The sequence below is a fragment of the Rhodobacteraceae bacterium M382 genome (genome assembly GCA_025141015.1).
GTDB classification, from domain to species: domain Bacteria; phylum Pseudomonadota; class Alphaproteobacteria; order Rhodobacterales; family Rhodobacteraceae; genus Aliisedimentitalea; species Aliisedimentitalea scapharcae.
The window spans coordinates 2629190-2651395 of record CP081098.1 but is presented as its reverse complement, the minus strand read 5'-3'; the positions used below and the strand labels follow the sequence as shown (position 1 = coordinate 2651395).

At 58.7% G+C, this 22206-nt stretch carries 16 protein-coding genes; 10 read left to right on the top strand and 6 right to left on the bottom strand.

Features of this window, described 5'->3' with window-relative positions; genetic code table 11:
* Positions 1-13 precede the first annotated feature (13 nt).
* The 3 genes from K3727_12355 (at position 14) to K3727_12345 (ending at position 5189) form a co-directional block, all read left to right on the top strand.
* Positions 14-1384, top strand: a complete 1371-nt coding sequence (locus tag K3727_12355; protein UWQ89612.1) for a sigma-54 dependent transcriptional regulator — start codon at positions 14-16, stop codon at positions 1382-1384.
* Between the two features lie 110 nt (positions 1385-1494).
* The gene (locus tag K3727_12350) at positions 1495-3777 is read left to right on the top strand and encodes a PAS domain-containing sensor histidine kinase (GenBank protein UWQ89611.1); all 2283 of its coding nucleotides are present in this window, start codon (positions 1495-1497) and stop codon (positions 3775-3777) included.
* Positions 3774-5189, top strand: a complete 1416-nt coding sequence (locus K3727_12345) for a sigma-54 dependent transcriptional regulator (GenBank protein UWQ89610.1) — start codon at positions 3774-3776, stop codon at positions 5187-5189. Before K3727_12350 ends, K3727_12345 begins: the two co-directional genes overlap by 4 nt.
* A 16-nt stretch (positions 5190-5205) precedes the next feature.
* On the opposite strand, the gene K3727_12340 is transcribed toward K3727_12345, so the two are convergent.
* Positions 5206-5655 carry a hypothetical protein gene (locus K3727_12340; protein ID UWQ93361.1) on the bottom strand — a complete coding sequence of 150 codons (450 nt, stop codon included), beginning with the start codon at positions 5653-5655 and terminating at the stop codon, positions 5206-5208.
* 187 nt (positions 5656-5842) lie between these two features.
* Between K3727_12340 and trkA the strand changes: the two genes are divergently transcribed.
* The 4 genes from trkA (at position 5843) to hflX (ending at position 10407) form a co-directional block, all read left to right on the top strand.
* Complete coding sequence (gene trkA, locus K3727_12335) at positions 5843-7219, top strand: Trk system potassium transporter TrkA (GenBank protein UWQ89609.1); 1377 nt, start codon at positions 5843-5845, stop codon at positions 7217-7219.
* Between the two features lie 85 nt (positions 7220-7304).
* Positions 7305-8759, top strand: a complete 1455-nt coding sequence (locus K3727_12330) for a TrkH family potassium uptake protein (protein ID UWQ93360.1) — start codon at positions 7305-7307, stop codon at positions 8757-8759.
* A 137-nt stretch (positions 8760-8896) separates the two neighbouring features.
* Complete coding sequence (gene hfq / locus K3727_12325) at positions 8897-9136, top strand: RNA chaperone Hfq (GenBank protein ID UWQ89608.1); 240 nt, start codon at positions 8897-8899, stop codon at positions 9134-9136.
* On the top strand, positions 9136-10407 hold the full coding sequence (gene hflX, locus K3727_12320) for a GTPase HflX (GenBank protein UWQ89607.1): 1272 nt from the start codon (positions 9136-9138) through the stop codon (positions 10405-10407). Before hfq ends, hflX begins: the two co-directional genes overlap by 1 nt.
* Before the next feature lie 124 nt (positions 10408-10531).
* Here hflX and K3727_12315 read toward each other — a convergent pair whose 3' ends face one another.
* On the bottom strand, positions 10532-13006 hold the full coding sequence (locus K3727_12315; protein ID UWQ89606.1) for a penicillin acylase family protein: 2475 nt from the start codon (positions 13004-13006) through the stop codon (positions 10532-10534).
* Between the two features lie 114 nt (positions 13007-13120).
* Here K3727_12315 and K3727_12310 point away from each other — a divergent pair, with 114 nt between their 5' ends.
* Positions 13121-13993 carry an NAD(P)-dependent oxidoreductase gene (locus tag K3727_12310; protein UWQ89605.1) on the top strand — a complete coding sequence of 291 codons (873 nt, stop codon included), beginning with the start codon at positions 13121-13123 and terminating at the stop codon, positions 13991-13993.
* Between the two features lie 78 nt (positions 13994-14071).
* Here K3727_12310 and K3727_12305 read toward each other — a convergent pair whose 3' ends face one another.
* Both K3727_12305 and hemB read right to left on the bottom strand, forming a co-directional pair.
* Positions 14072-14647: a twin-arginine translocation pathway signal gene (locus K3727_12305; GenBank protein UWQ89604.1), complete on the bottom strand. Its 576-nt coding sequence runs from the start codon at positions 14645-14647 to the stop codon at positions 14072-14074.
* A 229-nt stretch (positions 14648-14876) separates the two neighbouring features.
* Positions 14877-15875, bottom strand: a complete 999-nt coding sequence (gene hemB / locus K3727_12300) for a porphobilinogen synthase (GenBank protein UWQ89603.1) — start codon at positions 15873-15875, stop codon at positions 14877-14879.
* Between the two features lie 207 nt (positions 15876-16082).
* On the opposite strand from hemB, the gene K3727_12295 reads away from it, so the two are divergent.
* A complete protein-coding gene (locus K3727_12295) occupies positions 16083-16607 on the top strand; it encodes a component of SufBCD complex (protein ID UWQ89602.1) in 525 nt (174 codons plus the stop codon).
* A gap of 29 nt (positions 16608-16636) precedes the next feature.
* Positions 16637-20101 (top strand): transcription-repair coupling factor, encoded by a 3465-nt coding sequence (gene mfd / locus K3727_12290; GenBank protein ID UWQ89601.1) that lies wholly within the window; start codon positions 16637-16639, stop codon positions 20099-20101.
* Positions 20102-20123: 22 nt separating this feature from the next.
* Here the strand turns inward: mfd and K3727_12285 are convergent, their stop codons facing one another.
* Positions 20124-21314, bottom strand: a complete 1191-nt coding sequence (locus K3727_12285; GenBank protein ID UWQ89600.1) for a peptidoglycan-binding protein — start codon at positions 21312-21314, stop codon at positions 20124-20126.
* Positions 21314-22129, bottom strand: a complete 816-nt coding sequence (locus K3727_12280; protein ID UWQ89599.1) for a DUF2092 domain-containing protein — start codon at positions 22127-22129, stop codon at positions 21314-21316. The genes K3727_12285 and K3727_12280 overlap by 1 nt, the downstream gene beginning before the upstream one ends.
* Positions 22130-22206: the final 77 nt, after the last annotated feature.

Here is a 22206-nt window from a genome sequence, read left to right as displayed (position 1 = left end):
AGGAGACAATACCATGGATGGCACCGTTCTGGTCGCTGATGACGACCGCACGATCCGCACCGTTCTGACCCAGGCCCTGACGCGTGCCGGGTGCAAGGTGCACGCCACAAGTTCGCTGACGACGCTGATGCGCTGGGTGAGCGAGGGCAAGGGCGATCTGGTGATTTCGGACGTGATGATGCCGGACGGAAACGGGCTCGAAATGCTGCCAAAGATCGCCGAGGACCGGCCCGGGTTGCCGGTGATCGTGATTTCGGCCCAGAACACCATCATGACCGCGATCAAGGCCGCGGAGGCCGAGGCATATGACTATTTGCCCAAGCCCTTTGACCTGCCGGACCTGATGAAACGCACCGCCAAGGCGCTCAGCCAGCGTCGGGTGATCTCGGCGTCTGCACCATCCGACAATGACATGGACCGCCCCGAAGAATTGCCGTTGGTGGGGCGGACCGAAATCATGCAGTCGCTGTATCGGGTGGTGGCGCGGATGATGAATACCGACCTGCCGATCCTGATCACAGGCGAAAGCGGTGTCGGCAAATCGTTGATTGCAAAAACCATTCACGACCTGTCAGATCGCCGGTCCCAGGCCTTTGTTCTGGCAGAAGAAGCGGAGCTGATGGACCTGGAAGGGCCGATGCGCCTGTTGGAACGGGCACGGGGCGGCACCATTCTGTTTGACGAAATCGCTGATCTGTCGGATTCCGCGCAGGCCAGAATCGTCAGAATGATGGACATGCCGGGGGATCGGTCGCCTCGGTTCATGGCGACCAGCCAGGTCGATCTGCAACCGCTGATGGAAGACGGCAAGCTGCGCCAGGATCTGTTCTATCGTTTGAACGGCACGCTGATCCATGTTCCTGCATTGCGTGAACGGGTCGAAGACATTCCGTTGTTGGCTGAACATTTTTTGACGCGGGCCGAAATTGAAGGGGCTCCGAAACGATATTTCAGCGAGGCCGCCCGACAAAAGCTGCGCTCTCATGCCTGGCCGGGCAACGTGCGCCAGTTGGAGAATGCGGTGCGCCGCCTGGGATATACCAGCCGGGCCGAAGAAATCACCGAAACCGAGGTCGAGATGGTTCTGGGCCCCCAGGCCGGCCCCGCGCCGGTTTCCGGGATCAACAATGGTGAAAAGCTGTCGGATTCGGTGGCCCGCCATCTGCGACGCTATTTCGACCTGCATGGGGACATGATGCCGCCGTCAGGATTATACGCGCGGGTGCTGCGAGAACTGGAACTGCCGCTGATCGAAATCGCGCTGGATGCCTCGGGGGGGAACCAGGCAAAATGCGCCGATCTTCTGGGGATCAATCGCAATACGCTGCGCAAGAAGATCACCGACCTGGATATTGAGGTGACACGCCGTCGCAAACTGATGTAATATCGCCACAGAACCGTGGCGAACCAGTGTCAGTGCTCGGGCTGATCTGGAAAAGACCACGACATATGGCGGTGCGCCCAATGGGCGCCACATCAGGATGAGGGCAGCTCGTGGCACTTCGGTCACAATCCGGACCGTTTTTTGCGTTGAATCGGTGGCGTAGAACCCGTCGGGCCCGCAATGTTGGCACCTTGGGCCTTGTGCTTTTGGGGCCTATTCTGGCGTTGGCAACCTTCCTGGTTTTGGGACCCTTTGATTTGGGGACCCGCGCGACGGCGCTGCGAATGATTCTGTTGGCCGATCTGGTCTATGTGCTGGTGGTCGCGGCATTGGTTCTGGGGCAGGTGGGGCGTTTGATCGCTGCGCGCCGGGCCAAATCGGCGGGTTCCCGCCTGCACCTACGATTGATCGGGGTGTTTGGGCTGTTGGCGCTGATCCCGACCGTCACGGTGGCGGTGTTTGCCGGTCTGACGGTCAACATCGGGTTGGAAGGGTGGTTTTCCGAACGGGTCCGCCAGGTGGTTGGCAATTCGCTGGCTGCGGCCGAAGCCTATGAACAGGAACACCGCGCTGACCTGAGCCAGGATGCGATCGCGCTGGCGCGGTTTCTGGACAACAGCCGCAACCGCGTGTTTCTGATCAGCGACGCTGAATTGCGCCAGACCCTGGTCCAAGGTCAAGGTCAGATCCAGCGGGGCCTGCGCGAGGCCTATGTGATCGACGGAACCGGATCCATCCGCGCCCGCGGTGAGCAGTCGTATCTGTTTGATTTTGAAAAACCGTCGTCCGAGCATCTGGATCAGGCGAGCCAAAACGGGCTGACCATCATTCAGGACTGGGACAACAACGAATTCCGGGCTCTGGTGCCGCTCGAAGCCTTTGTGGATCGCTTTCTATACGTCAGTCGCGATGTGGATGGCGACATTCTGAGCCTTCTGGATGACACCAAACAGACTGTCCTGCTGTACCAGCAATTGGAAAGCGAACGAGGCCGGGTGGTTTTTGAATTCGGCCTTTTATATCTGGGGTTCGCGGTCATCCTGATTCTGGCTGCGGTCTGGTTGGGGCTGTGGTTTGCTGAACGTCTGTCGCGCCCCGTAGGACGCCTGATGACCGCTGCACAACGCGTGGGTGCCGGGGATCTGGACGTACAGGTGATCGAAGAAGAGGGCGACGACGAGATTGCCCAGATGGGCCGTTTCTTTAATCAGATGACATTGCAGCTGAAGGGGCAGCGGGACACGCTGCTGGAAAACACCCGTCAGATCGAACGCCGCCGTCGGTTGTTCGACTCTGTGCTTACGTCGGTCACATCCGGTGTGGTGGGGCTCGATTCCGATGGTCGGGTGACGTTTGTGAACAGATCGGCTGAACGGTTGTTGGGCTGGTCGGGTGATGAGCAATCTCTGGCGTTGGCCGTTGCAGTCCCGGAATTCGGAAGCTTGTTCGAAGGGCTGAAAGCGTCGGGCTCTGAAGTGGCACAGGATGAAATCAAGGTAACCCGTCAGGGCAGGTTGGAAAATCTGCTGGTGCGGATGTCGACCCGACGCAACGAAAACGGGCGGCTCGAAGGGTATGTTGTTGCTTTTGATGATGTGACGGATCTGGTCAGCGCACAGCGCATGGCCGCCTGGGGAGATGTGGCGCGCCGCATTGCACATGAAATCAAGAACCCGCTGACCCCCATCCAGCTGAGCGCAGAGCGTATCAAACGCAAATTCGCCCCCAAGCTGGGAGAGGAGAACAGCGATCAGCTTCAGAATATGACGGATGTGATCGTGCGACAGACCAATGATCTGCGTCGCATCGTCGATGAATTTTCGAAATTTGCCCGAATGCCGGAACCGGAACGGCGTGAAGAAGACCTGAACGCTTTGGTGCGCGACGCCGTGGTGTTGCAGCAATCAGGGCAACCGGATCTGACCGTTCACGCCGATTTGCCCGCTGGGCCATGTTTGGCGGAATTGGACGCAACCATGATTGGTCAGGCGTTGACGAATTTGATCAAGAATGCAGGAGAGGCCATTGAAACGCTTAAGGAAAAGGGCGCTCCGGATAAGTTGGAACCACAGATTCACGTCGCGTTGAAACCTCATGCGGGTGGGTATGAAATTACCATCGCAGACAATGGGATCGGTCTGCCCGAAGATCGGGCGAGATTGTTTGAACCCTATGTGACGACCCGCGACGAAGGCACCGGATTGGGGTTGCCAATCGTCAAGAAAATCATCGAAGAACACGGTGGCACCCTGCAATTGCAGGATGCACCGGTGTTCGGCGGGCAGGATCATTATGGCGCCATGGCCGTGATCCGTTTGCCCGCATCCGTGCATGAGACGTCAGGCGATGCGTCCATGTCCAAAAGCAATACAGTGAAGGCAGGACTGACATGAGTGATATTCTGGTCGTTGATGACGAACGCGATATTCGCGAACTGGTTTCGGATATTCTGGAAGACGAAGGCTATGCCACGCGCAAGGCAGGGAATTCGGATGAATGCATGGCCGAAATCACCTCGGAACCCCCTGCGCTGTTGATTCTGGATATCTGGCTCAAAGACAGCCAGATGGATGGAATCGATATCCTGAAAACGGTGAAACGGGATTACCCCGAGGTGCCAGTGGTGATCATTTCCGGCCATGGCAACATCGAAATCGCCGTGGCTGCGATCAAACAGGGGGCGTATGACTTCATCGAAAAGCCCTTTAACATCGACCAGTTGATGGTGGTGATCAGGCGCGCCATGGAAACCTCGCGTCTGCGCCGCGAAAACACCGAACTCAAACGCAAGGATACGGGCGGAGCCGATATGATCGGAACCTCCGCAGCCTTCCGGACGCTGCAGGGCCAGTTGGAAAAGGTAACCAAATCCAACGGGCGTGTGATGCTGAGCGGCCCTGCCGGTGTTGGCAAGGAAATCGCCGCACGTTTCATCCACACCAATTCCAACCGGGCCGGGGCACCGTTCATTACGGTGAACTGTGCCGGGGTCGAACCCGACCGGATGGAGGAGATGTTGTTTGGTCGCGAAAGCCAGGAGCGTGGCGTCGAACCAGGTCTGCTGGAACAGGCCCATGGGGGCGTTGTCTATTTCGATGAAGTGGCCGACATGCCGTTGGGTACGCAATCGAAAATCCTGAGAGTCCTGGTCGATCAGCAATTCCAACGGGTCGGTGGCGGCGACAAGATCAAGGTGGATTTGCGGGTGATTTCGTCGACCAACAAAAACCTCGAAACCGAGATCGCCGCCGATCGCTTCCGTCAGGAATTGTATCATCGGTTGAACGTGGTGCCGATTGCCGTACCGTCGCTGGCCGATCGACGCGAGGATATCCCGGTGCTGGCGGCCTATTTCATCGAGATGTTCCACGAAAACCAGGGTTTGCCGCTGCGTGAAGTGTCCGAAGAAGCCGAGGCGCTGATGCAAACGATGAACTGGCCCGGAAATGTACGCCAGTTGAAGAATTTGATCGAACGGGTGTTGATCCTGGGGGATGGGGCGGGACCCATCGAAGCCCGTGAACTGCCCAATGACGAAGAACCCAAAACCGATGATGGGCGTGTGGTTCTGTCCGGTGCGTTGGCAACCCTGCCATTGCGCGAAGCCCGCGAAGCCTTTGAACGCGAATATCTGCTGACTCAGATCAACCGGTTTGGCGGCAACATCAGCCGCACGGCTTCATTTGTCGGAATGGAGCGCAGCGCCTTGCACCGCAAGCTCAAGTCTCTGGGGGTTGTCACCTCGAACAAATCTGGTGCCCGGATCGCGCATCTGGACGAAGAAACCGCAGACAGTGAGATGTGAGACACAGGGCTGAGGGTCAGCCCTGGTCGACGATTTGAAAACTGCCGTCGTTATTGCGGATGACGCAGGACGTGTCGGTCAGATCGGGCAAACGGGAGGTCGCGCCGGGCGGGGCAGAATTGGCCACCCGTTGCGGACATTGGGAGATCGACACAGGTTGGTATCCTTTGGCAGCCATGCAGCTGTCGTTTCGCCGCTGGCGCAGACCTTTGTTCACGTCCACGGTGTAATAGGATCCCGGCACCCAATAGCCGGGGCTGGACGTACATTGACCCAACCCGTTGCAGATCCGACGCCCGGGAATATAGCGGGCGGGTGTTTGGCGGATCTGGTTGGCGACAGGGGCGTCTTTCAGCGCGTTGACCTCGCAGGCGTCGGTATCGGATTGCAGCTTTTGGACTGCAACGCCGGGTTTGTAGTAGATGGCCAACGGGGAACAGGCAGTCATCAGCGCAACTGGTAACATCCCGCAAAGAAAATGGATTCTTGTCATTTGACAATTATTGCATCGCCAAAGGCGCACGACAATTGAATTGACCCTGTCGGGCCCATCTGTCATTTCAGGGAACGGCGAAATCCGACACCGGTGCAGGGACCTGTGACCCAGCGAAACCGGGGATCGGCCAGAACTTCAGGCCAGAGGGCATGAAAACATGAAGGTCATCATTTGCGGTGCGGGTCAGGTTGGCTGGCAGATTGCGCGTCATCTGTCTGGTGAATTGAACGATGTGACCGTGGTGGACAGCAATCCTGATCTGGTCCGGCGGGCCACCGAAACGCTGGATGTGCAGGGGATCGCGGGTTTTGCCTCATACCCGGATGTCCTGGATCAGGCCGGCGCGCGGGACGCGGATATGATCATCGCCGCCACCCATTCGGATGAGGTCAATATGGTCACCTGTCAGGTGGCACATTCCGTCTTTTCAATCCAGCGCAAGATCGCGCGGCTGCGGTCGCAATCCTATCTGACAGCGATCTATTCTGACCTGTACCGCCGCGATCATCTGCCGATCGACGTGGTGATCAGCCCCGAACGCGAAGTTGCAGCCGCTGCCATGCGCCGTCTGTCGGCTCCGGCGGCCTTTGACACCGAAACCTTCATGGAAGGTCAGGCGCAATTGTTGGGGATCACGATCCAGGAAGATTGCCCGGTCGTGAATACGCCACTGCGCCAATTGACGGATCTGTTTTCCACTCTGCGGTCAATTGTGGTCGGGGTGCGCCGGGAAGGCACGTTGTTTGCCCCTGAACCGGGTGACCAGCTGTTTGTGGGCGACGACTGTTATGTTTTTACCCATGTGGATGATGTGGCACGCACGCTGGAAATTTTTGGCAAAACGCAAAAACGACAGGACCGGGTGGTGCTGGTTGGGGGCGGCAATGTCGGGCTCGAAGTGGCAATCGCGCTGGAGAAAAGCACCTGGCGGGTTCGGGCCAAGGTCATCGAACGTGACCGCAAATGCGCCGAGCGTGCCGCCGAGGCATTGGAGCGGACAATCGTGTTGAACGGGGACGGTCTGGACAGCGCCCTGCTGCGCGAGGCCGGGATCGAACGCGCCGATGCAATGTTGGCCGTGACGGATGATGACAAGACGAACATGCTGGCCGCTGTACGGGCCAAGGCAGAAGGGTGCCCTTTTGCCATTGCCCTGATCAACGATCCCACGCTGGTGCCGCTGATGACTCCGCTGGGGATTGATGCCTACATCAACCCGCGCGCCACCACTGTCAGCTCGATCCTGCGGCACATCCGCCATGGTCGGGTGCGTCAGGTTTATTCGGTGGGTGACGCCGAGGCCGAGGTGATCGAGGCCGAAGTCATGTCGACGTCGCCCATGGCGGGACAGGCGTTGCGGGACATTGATTTTCCCGAGGGGGTTCTGGTTGGGGCTGTACGCAAGGGCAACGAGGTCGTGCGCCCAACCGGGTCGCTGCGGATCGAAGATGGGGATGTCGTGGCAATTTTTGCCATGGCCAAGGACGTGCCTGAGGTTGAACGCCTGATGCAGGTCTCGATCGACTTTTTCTGACGTCATGAGGGGCGGCAAGGCAAATATCAGTGTCCTGGCGCGGATGCCTCTGTTTCTGGTTATCTGGGGAATTTCGGCGCTGTCCATGTGGATCCCGGCCAGCTATGCGCTGGTTCTGGATCAACACCGGGTCGGTCAAAGCTTTTTCTACTCGGGAATCATCGGTCTGATCTGTGTCACGCTGATTGCTTTGGCGATGGGGAACCGGACGCCAAAATATGGTCTGCTGGGCCAGTTGCTGACTTTGCTTGCCACCTTTTCCGTGCTGCCGTTGTTTCTGGCGATTCCGCTGCATGACGCGTTGAAGAATACCAGCTTTCTGAATGCTTATTTCGATATGGTCAGCGCGGTGACCACCACAGGGGCGAATGTGTTCGAAGACCCTGGCCGATTGCAGGCACCGCTGCATCTGTGGCGGGCGATGGTTGGCTGGCTGGGTGGATTTCTGATGTGGGTGGCGGCCTCGGCCATTCTGGCCCCTTTGTCGCTGGGGGGATTCGAAGTAACGGCGCGCGGTGAACCGGGCCGGGCCACCGCCGCTCCCGTTCAGATGGAACGGGCAAGCCCGCGCCGGTTGCTGTTCCGGGTGACGCGCACGTTGGGGCCCATTTATGCCGGGTTGACGGTTGCGATTTGGGTCCTGCTGGTGGTGGGCGGGGACACGTCGTTAGTGGGGCTGTGTCACGCAATGTCGGTGATGGCCACCTCCGGGATTTCCCCGATCGGTGGTTTGCAGAATTCGGCCTCCGGCTTTGGCGGCGAGGCCGTCGTGTTCCTGTTCATGTTCTTTGCCCTGTCGCGACTTACCTTTTCCAATGACACGGTGACTGTGGGCGGTGGGCGTTTGGACAAGGATCCCGAGTTCAGGATTGGTTTGATTCTGGTGTTGGGGCTGCCGATTGCGCTGTTTCTGCGACATTGGTTGGCCGCCTATGATGTCAACGCCAACGAAGACAGTGCCCAGGCGTTTCGCGCCTTTTGGGGTGCCATGTTTACGATCATGTCGTTCCTGTCGACCACCGGGTTCGAAAGCGCTGATTGGAACCAGGCTCAGCAATGGTCCGGTCTGGGAACCCCGGGCATGATCCTGTTGGGCCTATCCGTGATTGGCGGCGGCGTCGCGACCACGGCTGGAGGCGTCAAATTGCTGCGCGTCTATGCGCTGTATTTGAACGGACTGCGCGAAATGGAACGACTGGTGCACCCGTCTTCTGTCAGCGGTGATGGGGCGGGGAGCCGCCGAATCCAGCGCGACGGCGCGTTTGTGGCCTGGGTGTTCTTTATGCTGTTTGCCGTGTCATTGGCCGTGATCAGCATCGTCCTTGCTGCGTTGGGGTCAGGATTCGAAGAGGCGCTGGTCCTGTCGATCGCTGCACTGTCGACCACGGGTCCTTTGGTGACAACGGCGGCGGAAACCCCGATTCATCTGGCGTCGCTTCCGGTCGCGTCCAAGGTGGTTTTGTGTTTTGCCATGGTGTTGGGACGGTTGGAAACCCTGGCATTGATCGCGTTGATCACACCGAACCTGTGGCGCGGGTGATGCGCAGTTTGTTTATGATCCATGTTGGAAATGTTATTTTTCGGCTGGAAACTCCTGAAATCACGCTTCATACTCATCGTTCAGAGGGGCGCGGAGTTCCGCAGCGCGTTGCAAGAACAAAGGCGAGATAACAAAATATGGCTTCGGACAGACAGAATCTTCAGGATGCCTTCCTGAATCACGTTAGAAAAACCAAGGTCCCGGTCACGATTTTCCTGATCAATGGTGTCAAACTGCAGGGTGTGATCACCTGGTTCGACAATTTCTGCGTATTGCTGCGCCGTGACGGACAGTCGCAGTTGGTGTACAAACACGCGATTTCGACCATCATGCCTGCGCAGCCGATCAACCTTTATGATGGTGAAGACGCCTCTTGATGGAGCATGATAGGGTGCGCACCCGGGCCTGGGTGCTGTATCCGGATATCCGCAATGAACAGCATCGCCGAGATGCCGAAGCCGCGATCCATGAGGGCGTGGCACTGGCCGCTGCGTTGCCAGATCTCGATGTGGTCGGATCCAAGGTCGTGCGCTTGCCGCGCGCCCATCCGGGTTGGCTGTTTGGATCCGGCAAGATCGAAGAGCTCAAAGAGCTGTTCCACGACAATGAGGTCGAACTGGTCCTGATTGATGGGCCGGTGACCCCTGTGCAACAGCGCAATCTGGAAAAGGCCTGGAAGGTCAAGATCCTGGACCGAACCGGTTTGATCCTTGAGATTTTTTCGGATCGTGCCCGCACCCGCGAAGGTGTGTTGCAGGTGGAAATGGCAGCGCTGTCTTATCAGCGGACCCGCCTTGTGCGCGCCTGGACCCACCTGGAACGCCAACGAGGCGGTCTGGGCTTTGTTGGTGGTCCTGGTGAAACCCAGATCGAAGCGGACCGCCGAGCCATTGATGACCAGTTGATCAACCTGCGCCGTCAATTGGCCAAGGTGATCAAGACCCGGACCCTGCACCGTGCTGCCCGGGCCAAAGTGCCCTATCCGATTGTGGCATTGGTCGGCTATACTAACGCCGGAAAATCGACGCTGTTCAATCGATTGACCGGGGCCGATGTGATGGCCAAGGACATGTTGTTTGCCACCTTGGACCCGACCATGCGCCGGGTGCAGCTGCCCGAAGGGTTTGAAGTCATCATGTCCGACACGGTGGGGTTCATTTCGGACCTGCCAACCGAATTGGTCGCGGCCTTTCGCGCCACGCTCGAGGAGGTTTTGGCAGCAGATCTGATCCTTCATGTGCGCGATATTTCGCATGAAGAATCCGACGCGCAGGCCAAAGATGTCGAGACAATTCTGTCGTCGTTGGGCGTCGATGACAGCCGCCCTCAGATCGAAGTGTGGAACAAGCTGGACCAATTGCCGGAAGATCAGGCCGATGCTCGTCGATCTCGCGCTGAACGCGAAGACGGGTTGCACGCCATTTCGGCATTGACGGGTGAGGGGCTGGAGGATCTTCTGGCTGAAATCTCCGAGGTCCTGCAAGGCAGTCGGCACGAAGCCGAACTGGAGCTGAATTTTGCTGATGGCAAGCAACGCGCCTGGTTGTTTCAACAGGATATTGTTCAGGCTGAGGAACAAACAGAAACCGGTTTCAGGATTACGGTGTTGTGGACGGAAAAGCAAAAGGCTCAATTCCAAAGCCTCTGATCGTGGGGTGTCTGACTTACCGATCCAAAGGGCAAGAATTTTAGGAAAAATTCTTGCCAAAAGTTTTTTTAAAACTTTTGCACCCCTCGCGGGCGCGGTCGGGGCTTACCCAACTGTGCCTGCTCTAGGGGGTGGGGGTGAGAACGGTCACGCCCACGGCAGCGGCGCGCGCCAATTCGGTATCCAGGGACATCGGGATGTATTCGCCGCGACGCCACAGCTGTGCCAGATCATCATAGTAACGCGACAGAAAGTGGCCGGATTGCCCGGTTGATGTGACAAAAACCGAACTGTCCGGGTCGGCAAAATCATAAACACCACGATATCCAGCGCCATGCACATTCTGGAATGGGGCCGGATCTGTGCCAGAGCCGCGCCCGCGTTGCAGGGTATTGTCTCCGCCGCTGGTCGATTGGCGGATATTCACGAAATACCGCAACACCGGGACCGTCCCCAAAACCGGGTGATCGTGGGTGGCCTGATGGGCATCCCCCCAGCGCAGGGATTCCAGCTGATTTCCATAGCGGTCCTGTATCCAGATCAGCGCATCGTCCAACGCCAGCCGGGACATGTCCGTGCAGGTTTCGATTGGTGCGCTTTGGCGCACGTCGCACCATTGGCCAGCCCCGTCTACATTGCGGAACACACGTTCGATGAACAGGGGTTCGACCTGAGTGAACTCCGGGGCCAATGGCCCCAGGTTGTCGACAATCAGGCGTTTCTGCAGCGCTCGAATCCAGGCCGAATAGATCAGAGGTTCGGGCAGATGTTCGTTCATCTCTCCATTCCATTCCGCCAAGAGGTCCAATGCGTCCTGGCGTGTGCGTTCAGGGGTGCCTTCGGCAGCGGGTTCACCCGTGAACCACAGGTCGGCCCCGATCAGTGGCAGCAGGGTTCGGGCGGTATAGCTGACCGTATCCAATTGTGCTTCGATAAAGCTTTCACGCGTGTGAACCTGACGGTTCTGCATCAGTTTTTCCCAACGATGTATGCGCTGGGTATCGCCCCATTCATAAGAAACATGGTTGGGAAACGGTCGTTCTAGGATCTTGTTGTTGGTATTGCCCAGAATTCCGCCCCGGGGGCTGACGAATTGTGGGTTGGAGGCAAAGGATGCCCGACCTCGCCATCGGTTCTCAACGCGCCATCCCTGGCTGGGCAGGCGGCCCTTGCTTTGGTGGGCAGCATTGCGATTTGGGATAACGCCGATGGTCTTCATCGCAATGGTAGTCTGATCAACAAGTGACAGATTTTGCGAAGGTGCAATGAAACCCTCGGCAATGCGGATGGCTTCGTGCACATTTGCAGCGCTCATCAGCTGCAAGGCGGCACCGATGGTGGTGTCCTGTCCGCTGAGCGCAGTCCAGCCCAAAGCAGCCACATGGCCGGGCGGGGTCACGGTTTCCAGGCTGTAATGGGTGCCGGGCAAAACGGGGCCGTTTTCGGTCCAGCGCAGGGTCAATGTAATGGGTTGTTCGCCCTTTATCCGAATGATGGACGGGCGGCTTTCAAATGGTTTATAGCCGTCGGGCGTCAGATACTCTTCGGGGGTCTGCGGGTTCAGCTTTTCGATGAACACGTCCTGATCGTCGAGATAGGAGGAGGTCAGCCCCCATCCCAGCCGACCGCTGCGCCCCGTCATGACCGCGGGGACACCGGGGATGGTGGCGCCAATGACGCCGCCGCTGGCCAATTCGAGCCGGGCCAGATACCAGATCGCTGGTGCCGAAAACCCCAGATGCGGGTCGTTGGCCAAAAGCGTGCCCCCCGAGGCCGAGCGCGACGGGGCAGCGCTCCAGGCGTTGGAGGCTCCGGCCAACCCGCGTTTTGGGAAGGGGGACAGGGCCAGATCAGGCATCGGGGCCGTCGCGGCAAACCGGGGCAGATCAGGAAACAGGGTGGCATATTCAGGCAGCGCAGCGATCCCGGTTCCGGGGGCGTCGGGCAGAATATCTGCCAGCCGTGCCGGATCATCCAGCATCAGAGAGGTGCGTGCGCGCAGTACCTCGGCTTCGAGGTGGCCGGACAACTGCAGGGCCATGATCTTTATGATCGCAATGGAATCAGCTGGTTGCCAGGGGGCGACTGGCGCATTGAACAGGAACATTTCGGGCGCACCGCGTCCCAGCGCCTTGTCGTTGATTTCGGCGAGCCGGGCGTTGACGCCGGCGGCATACGCGTTCAGCGCGCTCAGCGTTTCTGGTGTCTGCGCCGAAACCGAGCTGAGCGACAACCGGTACAGATCCAACCGGCGCAGCAATCGGTCAATACGCAGAGTTCGTGAACCGAAAACCTCCGACAGGCGTCCCTGGGCCGTGCGGCGCAGCATGGTCATTTGCCACAGGCGGTCCTGAGCATGGGCATATCCCAAGGCAAAATAGGCGTCGTTGTCGTCCCCGTCCTGATCCGGAAAAATATGCGGGACATTGGCATTGTCGCGGACAATCTCAACAGGTGCGTTCAACCCGGTGACAGATAGGGTTTGATCATAGTCGGGCAACGATTGCGAGGCCAGGTAATACACCAGCCCAACGCCCAGAATGACGAGGAAGATCAGACCGGCTGTCAGGCGCAGGAGCCACCGAAAAACTTTGCCCATGTGTTTCAATCTCCCGGTTTACAGCGCCTTGCCCTTCTTGCCCCCGATTGCGCTCGTGGGCAAGGTTGATAGGGTGGAACCAACTTAGGAAATGATCAGACAAGGGAAAAGTGTATGGCAAAGATCGCGTTTTTGGGATTGGGCGTCATGGGGTATCCGATGGCAGGGCATTTGTTGGCCGCCGGACATGAAGTTACGGTCTACAATCGCACCTCGGCCAAAGCCGAAGCCTGGACGTCGCAACATGGGGGAACCTGGGCGGCAACACCACGCAAAGCGGTGGAGGGTGCGGAATTCGTGATGGCCTGTGTCGGCAATGATGATGATTTGCGCAGCGTTTGTCTGGGCGATGATGGGGCCTTTGCGGGTATGAGCAGCGGCAGTGTTTTTGTCGATCACACCACCGTGTCGGCGGATGTTACCATCGAGCTGCATGAGATCGCGCAGGGGCACGGGGTGTCCTTTGTTGACGCGCCGATTTCGGGCGGACAGGCAGGGGCCGAGAACGGAGTTCTGTCGATCATGTGCGGCGGCGAACAGGCAGCCTATGATCGGGTGGAGCCGCTGATGGAGATCTATTCCAAGATCTGTCGCCGGATCGGTAACAGCGGCGATGGTCAAAAAACCAAGATGTGCAATCAGATCGCCATCGCAGGTCTGGTTCAGGCCCTGAGCGAGGCGCTGCATTTCGCAGAAAAGGAAGGGTTGGACGGGCGTGCCGTGGTTGAGGTCATCAGCCAGGGTGCTGCGGGCAGCTGGCAGATGTTCAACCGGCATGAAACCATGCTGGACGATCATTTTGCACATGGATTTGCGGTCGACTGGATGCGCAAGGATTTGAAAATCTGCATGGAGGCCGCGGACAAGAGCGGTGCCAGCCTGCCGGTGACGGCCCTGGTCGATCAATTCTATAAGGATGTGCAGAAATTGGGCGGCGGACGCTGGGATACCTCGTCGCTGTTCAAACGCATGCGCGAAACGGGATGAACCAGAATTTGTAAACCTAAAACAGCAAACGCGCCCTTAAAGGGCGCGTTTTCCGTCTGATGTCCGACCAATCCGGGATCAGGGAATGATCCGGGTGTATTTGGTGCCTTCCAGCGTTGCGCCCACGCGCAGACCGGCCTGACCAAACACGGCTGCAAGAACCGGCGAGCGCAGGGTATTTGTGTCGGCAGCGACGGAATCGCCCTGATCGCTGACCACATATTCCAGATCTGCACCAGCGGCCCAACCGGATCCCCGGCGGAATTCTTCCAGGGCGTCCTGGGTCATGAAGAACAGCACATGTGCATATTGCTGGGCGCCAATCTGGAACCCTGCGCTGCCTTTGACGGTGGAATAGAAATCGACGGTGTGACCGTTGATCCGCAACGCGCCACGCCCATATGCCCCGCCAAAGCCGAACCCGGCCTCGGTGACCAATGGCATGACCAGCATGCCGGTGGACTTCTCCGCCAGGGTCACGGTGTTGGGATACAGATCATACATCTGGTTCAACGTCGCGTCGACGCGGGCGTCAATCTTGGAGGCACCGGTGCCTCCAACGCCATTTCCGCAGGCGGCGGTGACCGTCAGCGCTGCGATGCCAGCCAGCGTGAAGCCACGCCGCGACACTGTGGAAGGAAAGGATTTGCTCATGTTTGTTTGCCTGTCTTCATGCCATTCTTGAACCGGTATGCTCCGGCCTTCGCCCTCTTTATAGGGGCAATGACAGGGGCTGTCACGCAACGTCAGACACAGATCGGCAGCTTGTCGCCATTTCAGGGAGCAGAAGTGTCGCCGAGAGGGTCAACCCACCGCCGGAAACCAAGGGGGCAGGCGGTGGTGATACCGCTGCTGTTGTCTGGCAGATACGGGGATGGGCCAGTTACCCGTTCAGGATCTTGGCAACCTCGGGGGCGAAATAGCTTAGAACGCCGTCACAGCCCGCACGTTTGAAACACATCAGGCTTTCCAGCATGACCTTTTCCCCGTCGATCCACCCGTTTTGGGCTGCGGCCTGGATCATCGCGTATTCACCGGACACCTGATAGGCAAAGGTCGGCACGCCAAACGTCTCTTTGACGCGGCGACAGATGTCCAGATAGGGCATACCCGGTTTGACCATCACCATATCGGTGCCTTCGTTCAGATCGCGTTCGATCAGGCGCAGGGCCTCGTTGGTGTTGGCCGGGTCCATCTGATAGGTTTTCTTGTCCCCCTGCAACGCGCCCGAGGCACCGACGGCGTCACGGAACGGGCCATAAAAGGCGCTGGCGTATTTGGCCGCGTAGGAGAGGATCATCACGTTGTGGTGACCCGCGGCCTCCAACCCCTGACGCATGGCCCCGATGCGGCCGTCCATCATGTCGCTGGGCCCAATGATATCCGCCCCCGACTCCGCCTGGGCCAGGGTCATCTTGACCAGTGCTTCGACCGTGGCATCGTTGATGATTTCGCCGTCCACCACATACCCGTCGTGGCCGTTGATGTTATAGGGATCCAGCGCCACGTCAGTCATCACCGCAATATCGGGCGCGGCCTGTTTGATCGCCCGGATCGCGCGATTGGTCAGGTTGTCGGGGTTCCAGGCTTCGGCGCAGTCTTCGGTTTTCAGGCTGGGATCCGTGTAGGGAAACAGGCAGATCGCGGGTATGCCCAACGCCTGGGCTTCGATGGCGGCCTGCGCGATCTTGTCCACCGACCGGCGCACGACGCCGGGCATGGAGGCAACGGGTTCCACGATACCGTCGCCGTCACGTACAAAAACCGGCCAGATCAGGTCGTCCGGAGTCAGGGTATTTTCGCGAACCATACCACGAATGGCGGCAGTTTGGCGGGCCCGACGCAGGCGGGCTGCGGGAAATGGCGCGACGGTGGGTTTCATGGCGGCAAGACTCCTTGAACGTTCTGCTCTTGGGTGGCATGGAAAATCGTCACTCACAAGAGGTGCAAACGCCGCGATGGGATGAAATCTGGCGATAAATCGGTTGAATGCCCCCTTGTGAAGCGGGGCGGGGCCACAGATAAAAGACCCGCCCGGGGTCGTTGATAAAAACCGGGATTTGAGGAACGCGCAGAAGGGTCGTTTGTATTGGACTGGTATACATCTCTGTTTGAGTTGATCGACATGCGATCCTTTTCGAACCTGTGGTTCTGGATTGCGCTGGCTGTGGTGTGGTCTTCGGCCAGCCATTGGGTGCTGGGTGTGCCCTTTGATCTGGTGCAGCGGGCACGCCGCATCGAAGGGCAGTCGATGGTGGACCTCGAGGATCTGACCCGGATCAATGTGAACCGGCTTTTGTATATCGGCCGCGTATCAGGATTATGGGTCATGGGGTTGACCTGTTTCATCTTGTCAGCGTTGGCGGTTCTGGGTTTTGCCTATGAATTGGAGATTGCTCAGGCGTTGTTCCTGCTGGGGTTTCCGCTATCGCTGGTCGGACTGTTGAATCTGTCGACCGCGCGATTGATTGAAACAGAGCATTTGCGCGGCGAAGCATTGTGCAAACGGTTGACGCGGTGTCGGCTGTATACCCAGATGATCGGAACACTGGCGATCTTTGTCACCGCGTTGTGGGGCATGTATCAGAACCTGTCGATCGGTGTTCTGGGCTGAGCGAGACGGACCAATAAAGGAAGCGCGCGATGGAACCCGCACGAATAGTCATGGGCGGTGCCCCCGAAGGGTATGACGCGCGTCTGATCTTGCGCGAAGTTGCCAAATCCGGCAATCCCGTCGTGCATGTGGCGCGCGATGACAAACGGCTCGAGGCGATGCGTGCCGCGCTGGCGTTTTTTGCGCCGGATATGCCGGTGATCCTGTTTCCGGGCTGGGATTGTCTGCCCTATGACCGGGTGTCGCCCAATGCCGACATTTCGGCGGCGCGCATGGCGACGCTGGCCGGATTGGTGCATGGAATGCCGTCCCAATTCGTGCTGCTCACCACATTGAATGCTGTGACACAACGGGTGCCAGCGCGCAATGTTCTACGCGAGGCGGCGTTTTCTGCGACGGTCGGCAATCGGGTAGACGAAGACGGCCTGCGCAAATTTCTGGTCCGCATGGGCTTTACTCAAAGCCCAACGGTGATGGAGCCGGGGGATTACGCGGTGCGTGGAGGCATCATCGACATCTTTCCCCCCGGTGAAAGCGGCCCCGTCAGGTTGGATTTGTTCGGTGACATTCTGGACGGCGCACGCCGGTTCGATCCGGCAAATCAGCGCACCACCGAAAAGCTGGAACAGATTGAATTGGCTCCGGTGTCCGAAATCATTCTGGACGACAGCGCCATCACCCGGTTTCGCCAGAATTACCGCGTTGAATTCGGAGCCGCCGGCACAGATGATCCATTGTACGAGGCAGTGAGCGCCGGGCGTAAACATCAGGGCATCGAACATTGGTTGCCATTCTTTCACGCCGAACTGGAAACCCTGTTTGATTACCTGCCAGAGGCGACCGTGACACTGGATGATCAGGTCACGCCTGCGCGGTTGGCGCGCTGGGACACGATTGCGGATCAATATGAGACCCGCAAGATCGCCATGCAGGCCAAGGGGCGGATGGATTCAGTTTATAAGCCGGTGCCGCCGGACTTGCTGTATCTGGATGATGCGGCGTGGGAGCAGGTCACCGCGTCCCAACGTGTGGTTCAGCTTCATCCACTATCTCAGGCCTCGGGTCCGGGCGTGGTGGATGCAGGCGGGCGGATCGGGCGCAACTTCTCTCCCGAACGCCAGTTGGAAAATGTCAGCCTGTTCGGGGCTTTGGCCGATCATATCAAGGCAAAACTGCAAAAAGGTCCGGTTGTCGTCGCCTCTTATTCCGACGGGGCGCGCGAACGTCTGACCGGGTTGATCGAAGACGAAGGTCTGGCCGAAGTCATCGCAATCCGTGATGGCACGCGGGTTGGAAAATCCGGTCTGCATCTGGCGGTCTGGGCGCTGGAACATGGGTTCGAAGCGCCTGATATGACGGTGATTTCGGAACAGGACGTGCTGGGTGACCGCCTGATCCGTGCCCCTAGGAAACGGCGCAAGGCCGAAAATTTCCTGACCGAAACCCAATCGCTGACACCCGGAGATCTGGTGGTGCATGTGGACCACGGGATCGGGCGCTACAAAGGGCTCGAAGTGGTCACGGCGGCCGGGGCTGCGCATGAATGCATCCTGTTGGAATACGCCGAACACTCAAAGCTATATTTACCGGTCGAGAACATTGAACTGTTGTCCAAATACGGCCACGACGAAGGGCTGTTGGATCGACTGGGCGGTGGGGCCTGGCAGGCGAAAAAGGCCAAGCTCAAGGAACGTATCCGCGAGATGGCGGACAAGCTGATCCGGATTGCGGCTGAACGCGCCCTGCGCAAAGCACCGATCATGGATCCGCCGCCGCATGCGTGGGAGGAATTCAGCGCCCGTTTCCCCTATCAAGAGACCGATGACCAGCTGCGCGCCATCAATGATGTCATGGAGGATTTGCATTCTGGCCAGCCGATGGACCGGCTGATCTGTGGCGACGTGGGGTTCGGCAAGACCGAAGTTGCCATGCGCGCTGCCTTTGTTGCGGCCATGTCCGGCCTGCAGGTTGCGGTGATTGCGCCCACGACATTGCTGGCCCGCCAACATGCGGCATCCTTCATGGAGCGGTTCCGGGGGTTCCCGCTGGAGGTCCGCCAGCTCAGCCGGTTTGTGTCTGCCAAGGACGCACAGGCCACCCGCGATGGAATGGCACGGGGCACAGTGGATATCGTGGTGGGCACCCACGCATTGCTGGCCAAAGGTATCCGGTTCCAGAACCTCGGCTTGTTGATCATCGACGAAGAACAGCATTTCGGCGTCACGCACAAGGAACGGCTGAAACAGTTGCGCAGCGACATCCACGTGTTGACTCTGACCGCGACCCCGATCCCGCGTACCCTGCAGCTGAGCCTGACCGGTGTTCGCGATCTGTCGATCATAGGCACGCCGCCGGTGGATCGGTTGGCAATCCGCACCTATGTCAGCGAATTCGACGCCATCACTCTGCGCGAGGCATTGCTGCGGGAACATTATCGCGGCGGGCAAAGTTTTTATGTGGTGCCGCGCATCAGCGACCTGCCGGACATCGAACAGTTTCTCAAGGATCAGCTGCCGGAGCTGTCGTATATGGTGGCGCATGGCCAGATGGCCGCCGGGGAATTGGATGACCGGATGAACGCGTTCTACGACGGGAAATACGACATCCTTTTGGCCACTACGATTGTCGAAAGCGGGTTGGACATTCCAACCGCCAACACGATGATCGTGCATCGCGCCGATATGTTCGGCCTGGCGCAGCTTTATCAGATCCGGGGCCGGGTGGGGCGATCCAAAACCCGCGCTTATGCCTATTTGACCACCAAACCGCGGATGCGTTTGACACCTGCTGCAGAAAAACGCCTGCGGGTTCTCGGATCGCTCGACACGTTGGGGGCCGGGTTTACTCTGGCGTCTCAGGATCTGGACATTCGGGGGGCAGGCAATCTGCTGGGCGAAGAACAGTCCGGCCAGATGCGGGATGTGGGGTACGAGCTGTATCAATCCATGCTGGAAGAGGCGATTGCCAAGATCCGCGCCGGAGAGATGGAAGGCCTGTCAGAGGCCGACGATCAATGGGCACCGCAGATCAATCTGGGCGTGCCGGTGCTGATCCCCAACGATTTTGTGCCGGATCTGGATGTGCGTCTGGGTCTTTACCGTCGTCTCAGCTCGCTCACCACCAAGGTCGAATTGGAAGGCTTTGCCGCCGAGTTGATTGACCGGTTCGGCAAGCTCCCGCGTGAGGTCAACACATTGCTGTTGGTGGTGCGGATCAAGGCGATGTGCAAACGTGCCGGGATTGCAAAGTTGGACGGTGGCCCCAAAGGCGCGACCATCCAGTTCCACAACGACAAATTCGCGTCGCCCGAAGGGCTGGTGGAGTTCATCCAGGGCCAGAACGGTCTGGCCAAGGTGCGAGAGAACAAGATCGTGGTGCGGCGCGATTGGCGCAATGACGCGGACAAGATCAAAGGGGCATTCGCCATCGCCCGTGATCTTGCTGAAAAAGTGGTCGCCGCAAAGAAAAAGGCCAAGGCAAAAGCCAAGGCCTGATTCCGTCTTTTAATTCCAACTTTTAGTCCTGCGCAGGGGCGGTGTCTTCGACAGCCGCAGGCTCTTCAACCGTTGTTGGCGTTTCTGGTGTTGCCGGAGCAGTTGCAGGTGCAGGTGTGGTTGGTTCAGCCGCTTCGGGAGGAGCTTCGGCCAGCCCCAGCTTGTAGGCTGTCATCTGATCGACGAACCCGGTTGGCTCCAGTTCATAATCATACTGGAACCACTGAAGTGCGGTTTCAGTTCCGCTGCCAAAGACGCCATCTGTACCGCCGGTGTCATATCCGGCTTCGGTCAGGGCCATCTGCAACGAGCGCACGACCGCCCCACGAGTCATGGGTTCCGTCAGAGACAGACCAATGACCGAGGTCGGTTCCGCAGCTTTTTCTCCCGGTGCGTCGGACACGATCTCATAGACTTGTTCGTCCTGATAGTAGGTCGACCGGTACAGAACACCGTCACATTGATACAGCGTCTCTCCGCCATCCTGAACCTTTTGACAGTCCTGGTCTTCGGGCAGATTCGAGGCATAGACCAAGGTCGAACCGACGATCGCCGCTGTAAAGAACCAGCCCCAGCTGGGGTTATAATGGTAGGGTCCCCAATGGCTGTGCGGCGGACGGTAATACGGTGGCCGGTAATAAGGCGGGCGATATCCGGGCGGACGATATCTCGGAGGGCGATATCCTGGCGGCCGGTGAATAGGGGGGCGCACGCCGGGTGGGCGCGTACCGGGCGGGCGGTGTCCGGGCGGACGGGCACCGGGGCGATGTGCTGCGCCTGGTGGACGTGACCCTGGTGGGCGTGAACCCGGTGGACGAGACCCTGGCGGTCTGGCACCGGCAGGCCGATTGCTGGGACGGGTGCCGGCTTCGGGTCGGTTTGGCCGGGTTCCCGCACTGGGACGGCTGGGCGCGGGGCGCGCCTGGGCAGGACGGGTGCTGGGCCGGCTGGTTGCAGGCCGTGTGCTGGGTCGGCTTGTGGCCGGGCGCGTTGCACGGTTGGACGGACGTGACGTTGCGGGACGGGACCGTGCTCCGCCAGAAGGCCGGCTGCGTGCACCGCCACCGGAAAATCCACCGGCGCGACCGTGCCCACCCCGGGCTTCGGCCCAATCTGCGGACGGAGCCAGCCGAATTACGCTTTCGGGCGAGGTACCAATGGCCAGAGCCATGATCACCAATCCGAGGAATGCTTGCTTTAATGACCTGAACATCACTCGTCTCCCTCTTGCGGACCGGAATTTGCATCATCAAGGACAGGTTTTGGCCAGGCCATGCGGCTTGCGTCTTCGTCCGGTGTGTAGGCGAAGACATTGGGATCATAATCCGGGTCAAACACCCAGTCGTGGAAATACACCCGGTATTGCGGCCATCCCTGTTGGTAGGGATCGGTGCCAACCAGCATGACCAGCTCGGGGCGCTCTGCATCGGTCGAAATCCACAGCTGCCAGTCGTGATCATAGTTGGACGCGGCGATATGATGGACTTCGCGACCGGCAATCCGGGTCACGCCCAGATAGGCGGCGCTTTCGGCGGATTCGAGCCATTCACCCTTGGACCGGTTCGAAAGAATGGACCAGATCGGTAGCGCCATATCGTATTCGTCGCGAATGCGGACAATCAGATCTTCATACGACCCTTCGAACGGGGCCAGAACATAGGAATTTGCATCCGGATCAACGATGTAAAATGCGGCTCCATCAAAATAGAAATCCCGGCTCTTGAGCCCATTTTCCGTTGCGGAAACAAACCCTTCTGACCGGGAAAGAAAGGTGAAGCCGCTTCGGACATCGGTCAGTTTCTCGCGGCCATCGACAACGGTGTCATAGGTCACGAACCAATTGACCTGCAGCTTGTCCTGGTTGGAGAGAAAATCGGTTGCCGCCTGGATCAGGTCGCGCGCCTGGGCGTCGATCGGATCGTCGGCCGGACCGGTATTGTCTGCCGTTTCAGCTGGCAATGCAGTGGCAAATGGAAGCGCGAACACAACACCAAGTGCGACACGTCGTAAGGTTGAAATAGCTAACATATTGAAAGTCCCTAATAAGACGCTCACAACCATGTTATGAGCAAGCCGTGGCTTTCGGCAAGGAAATTGTCCCTCGG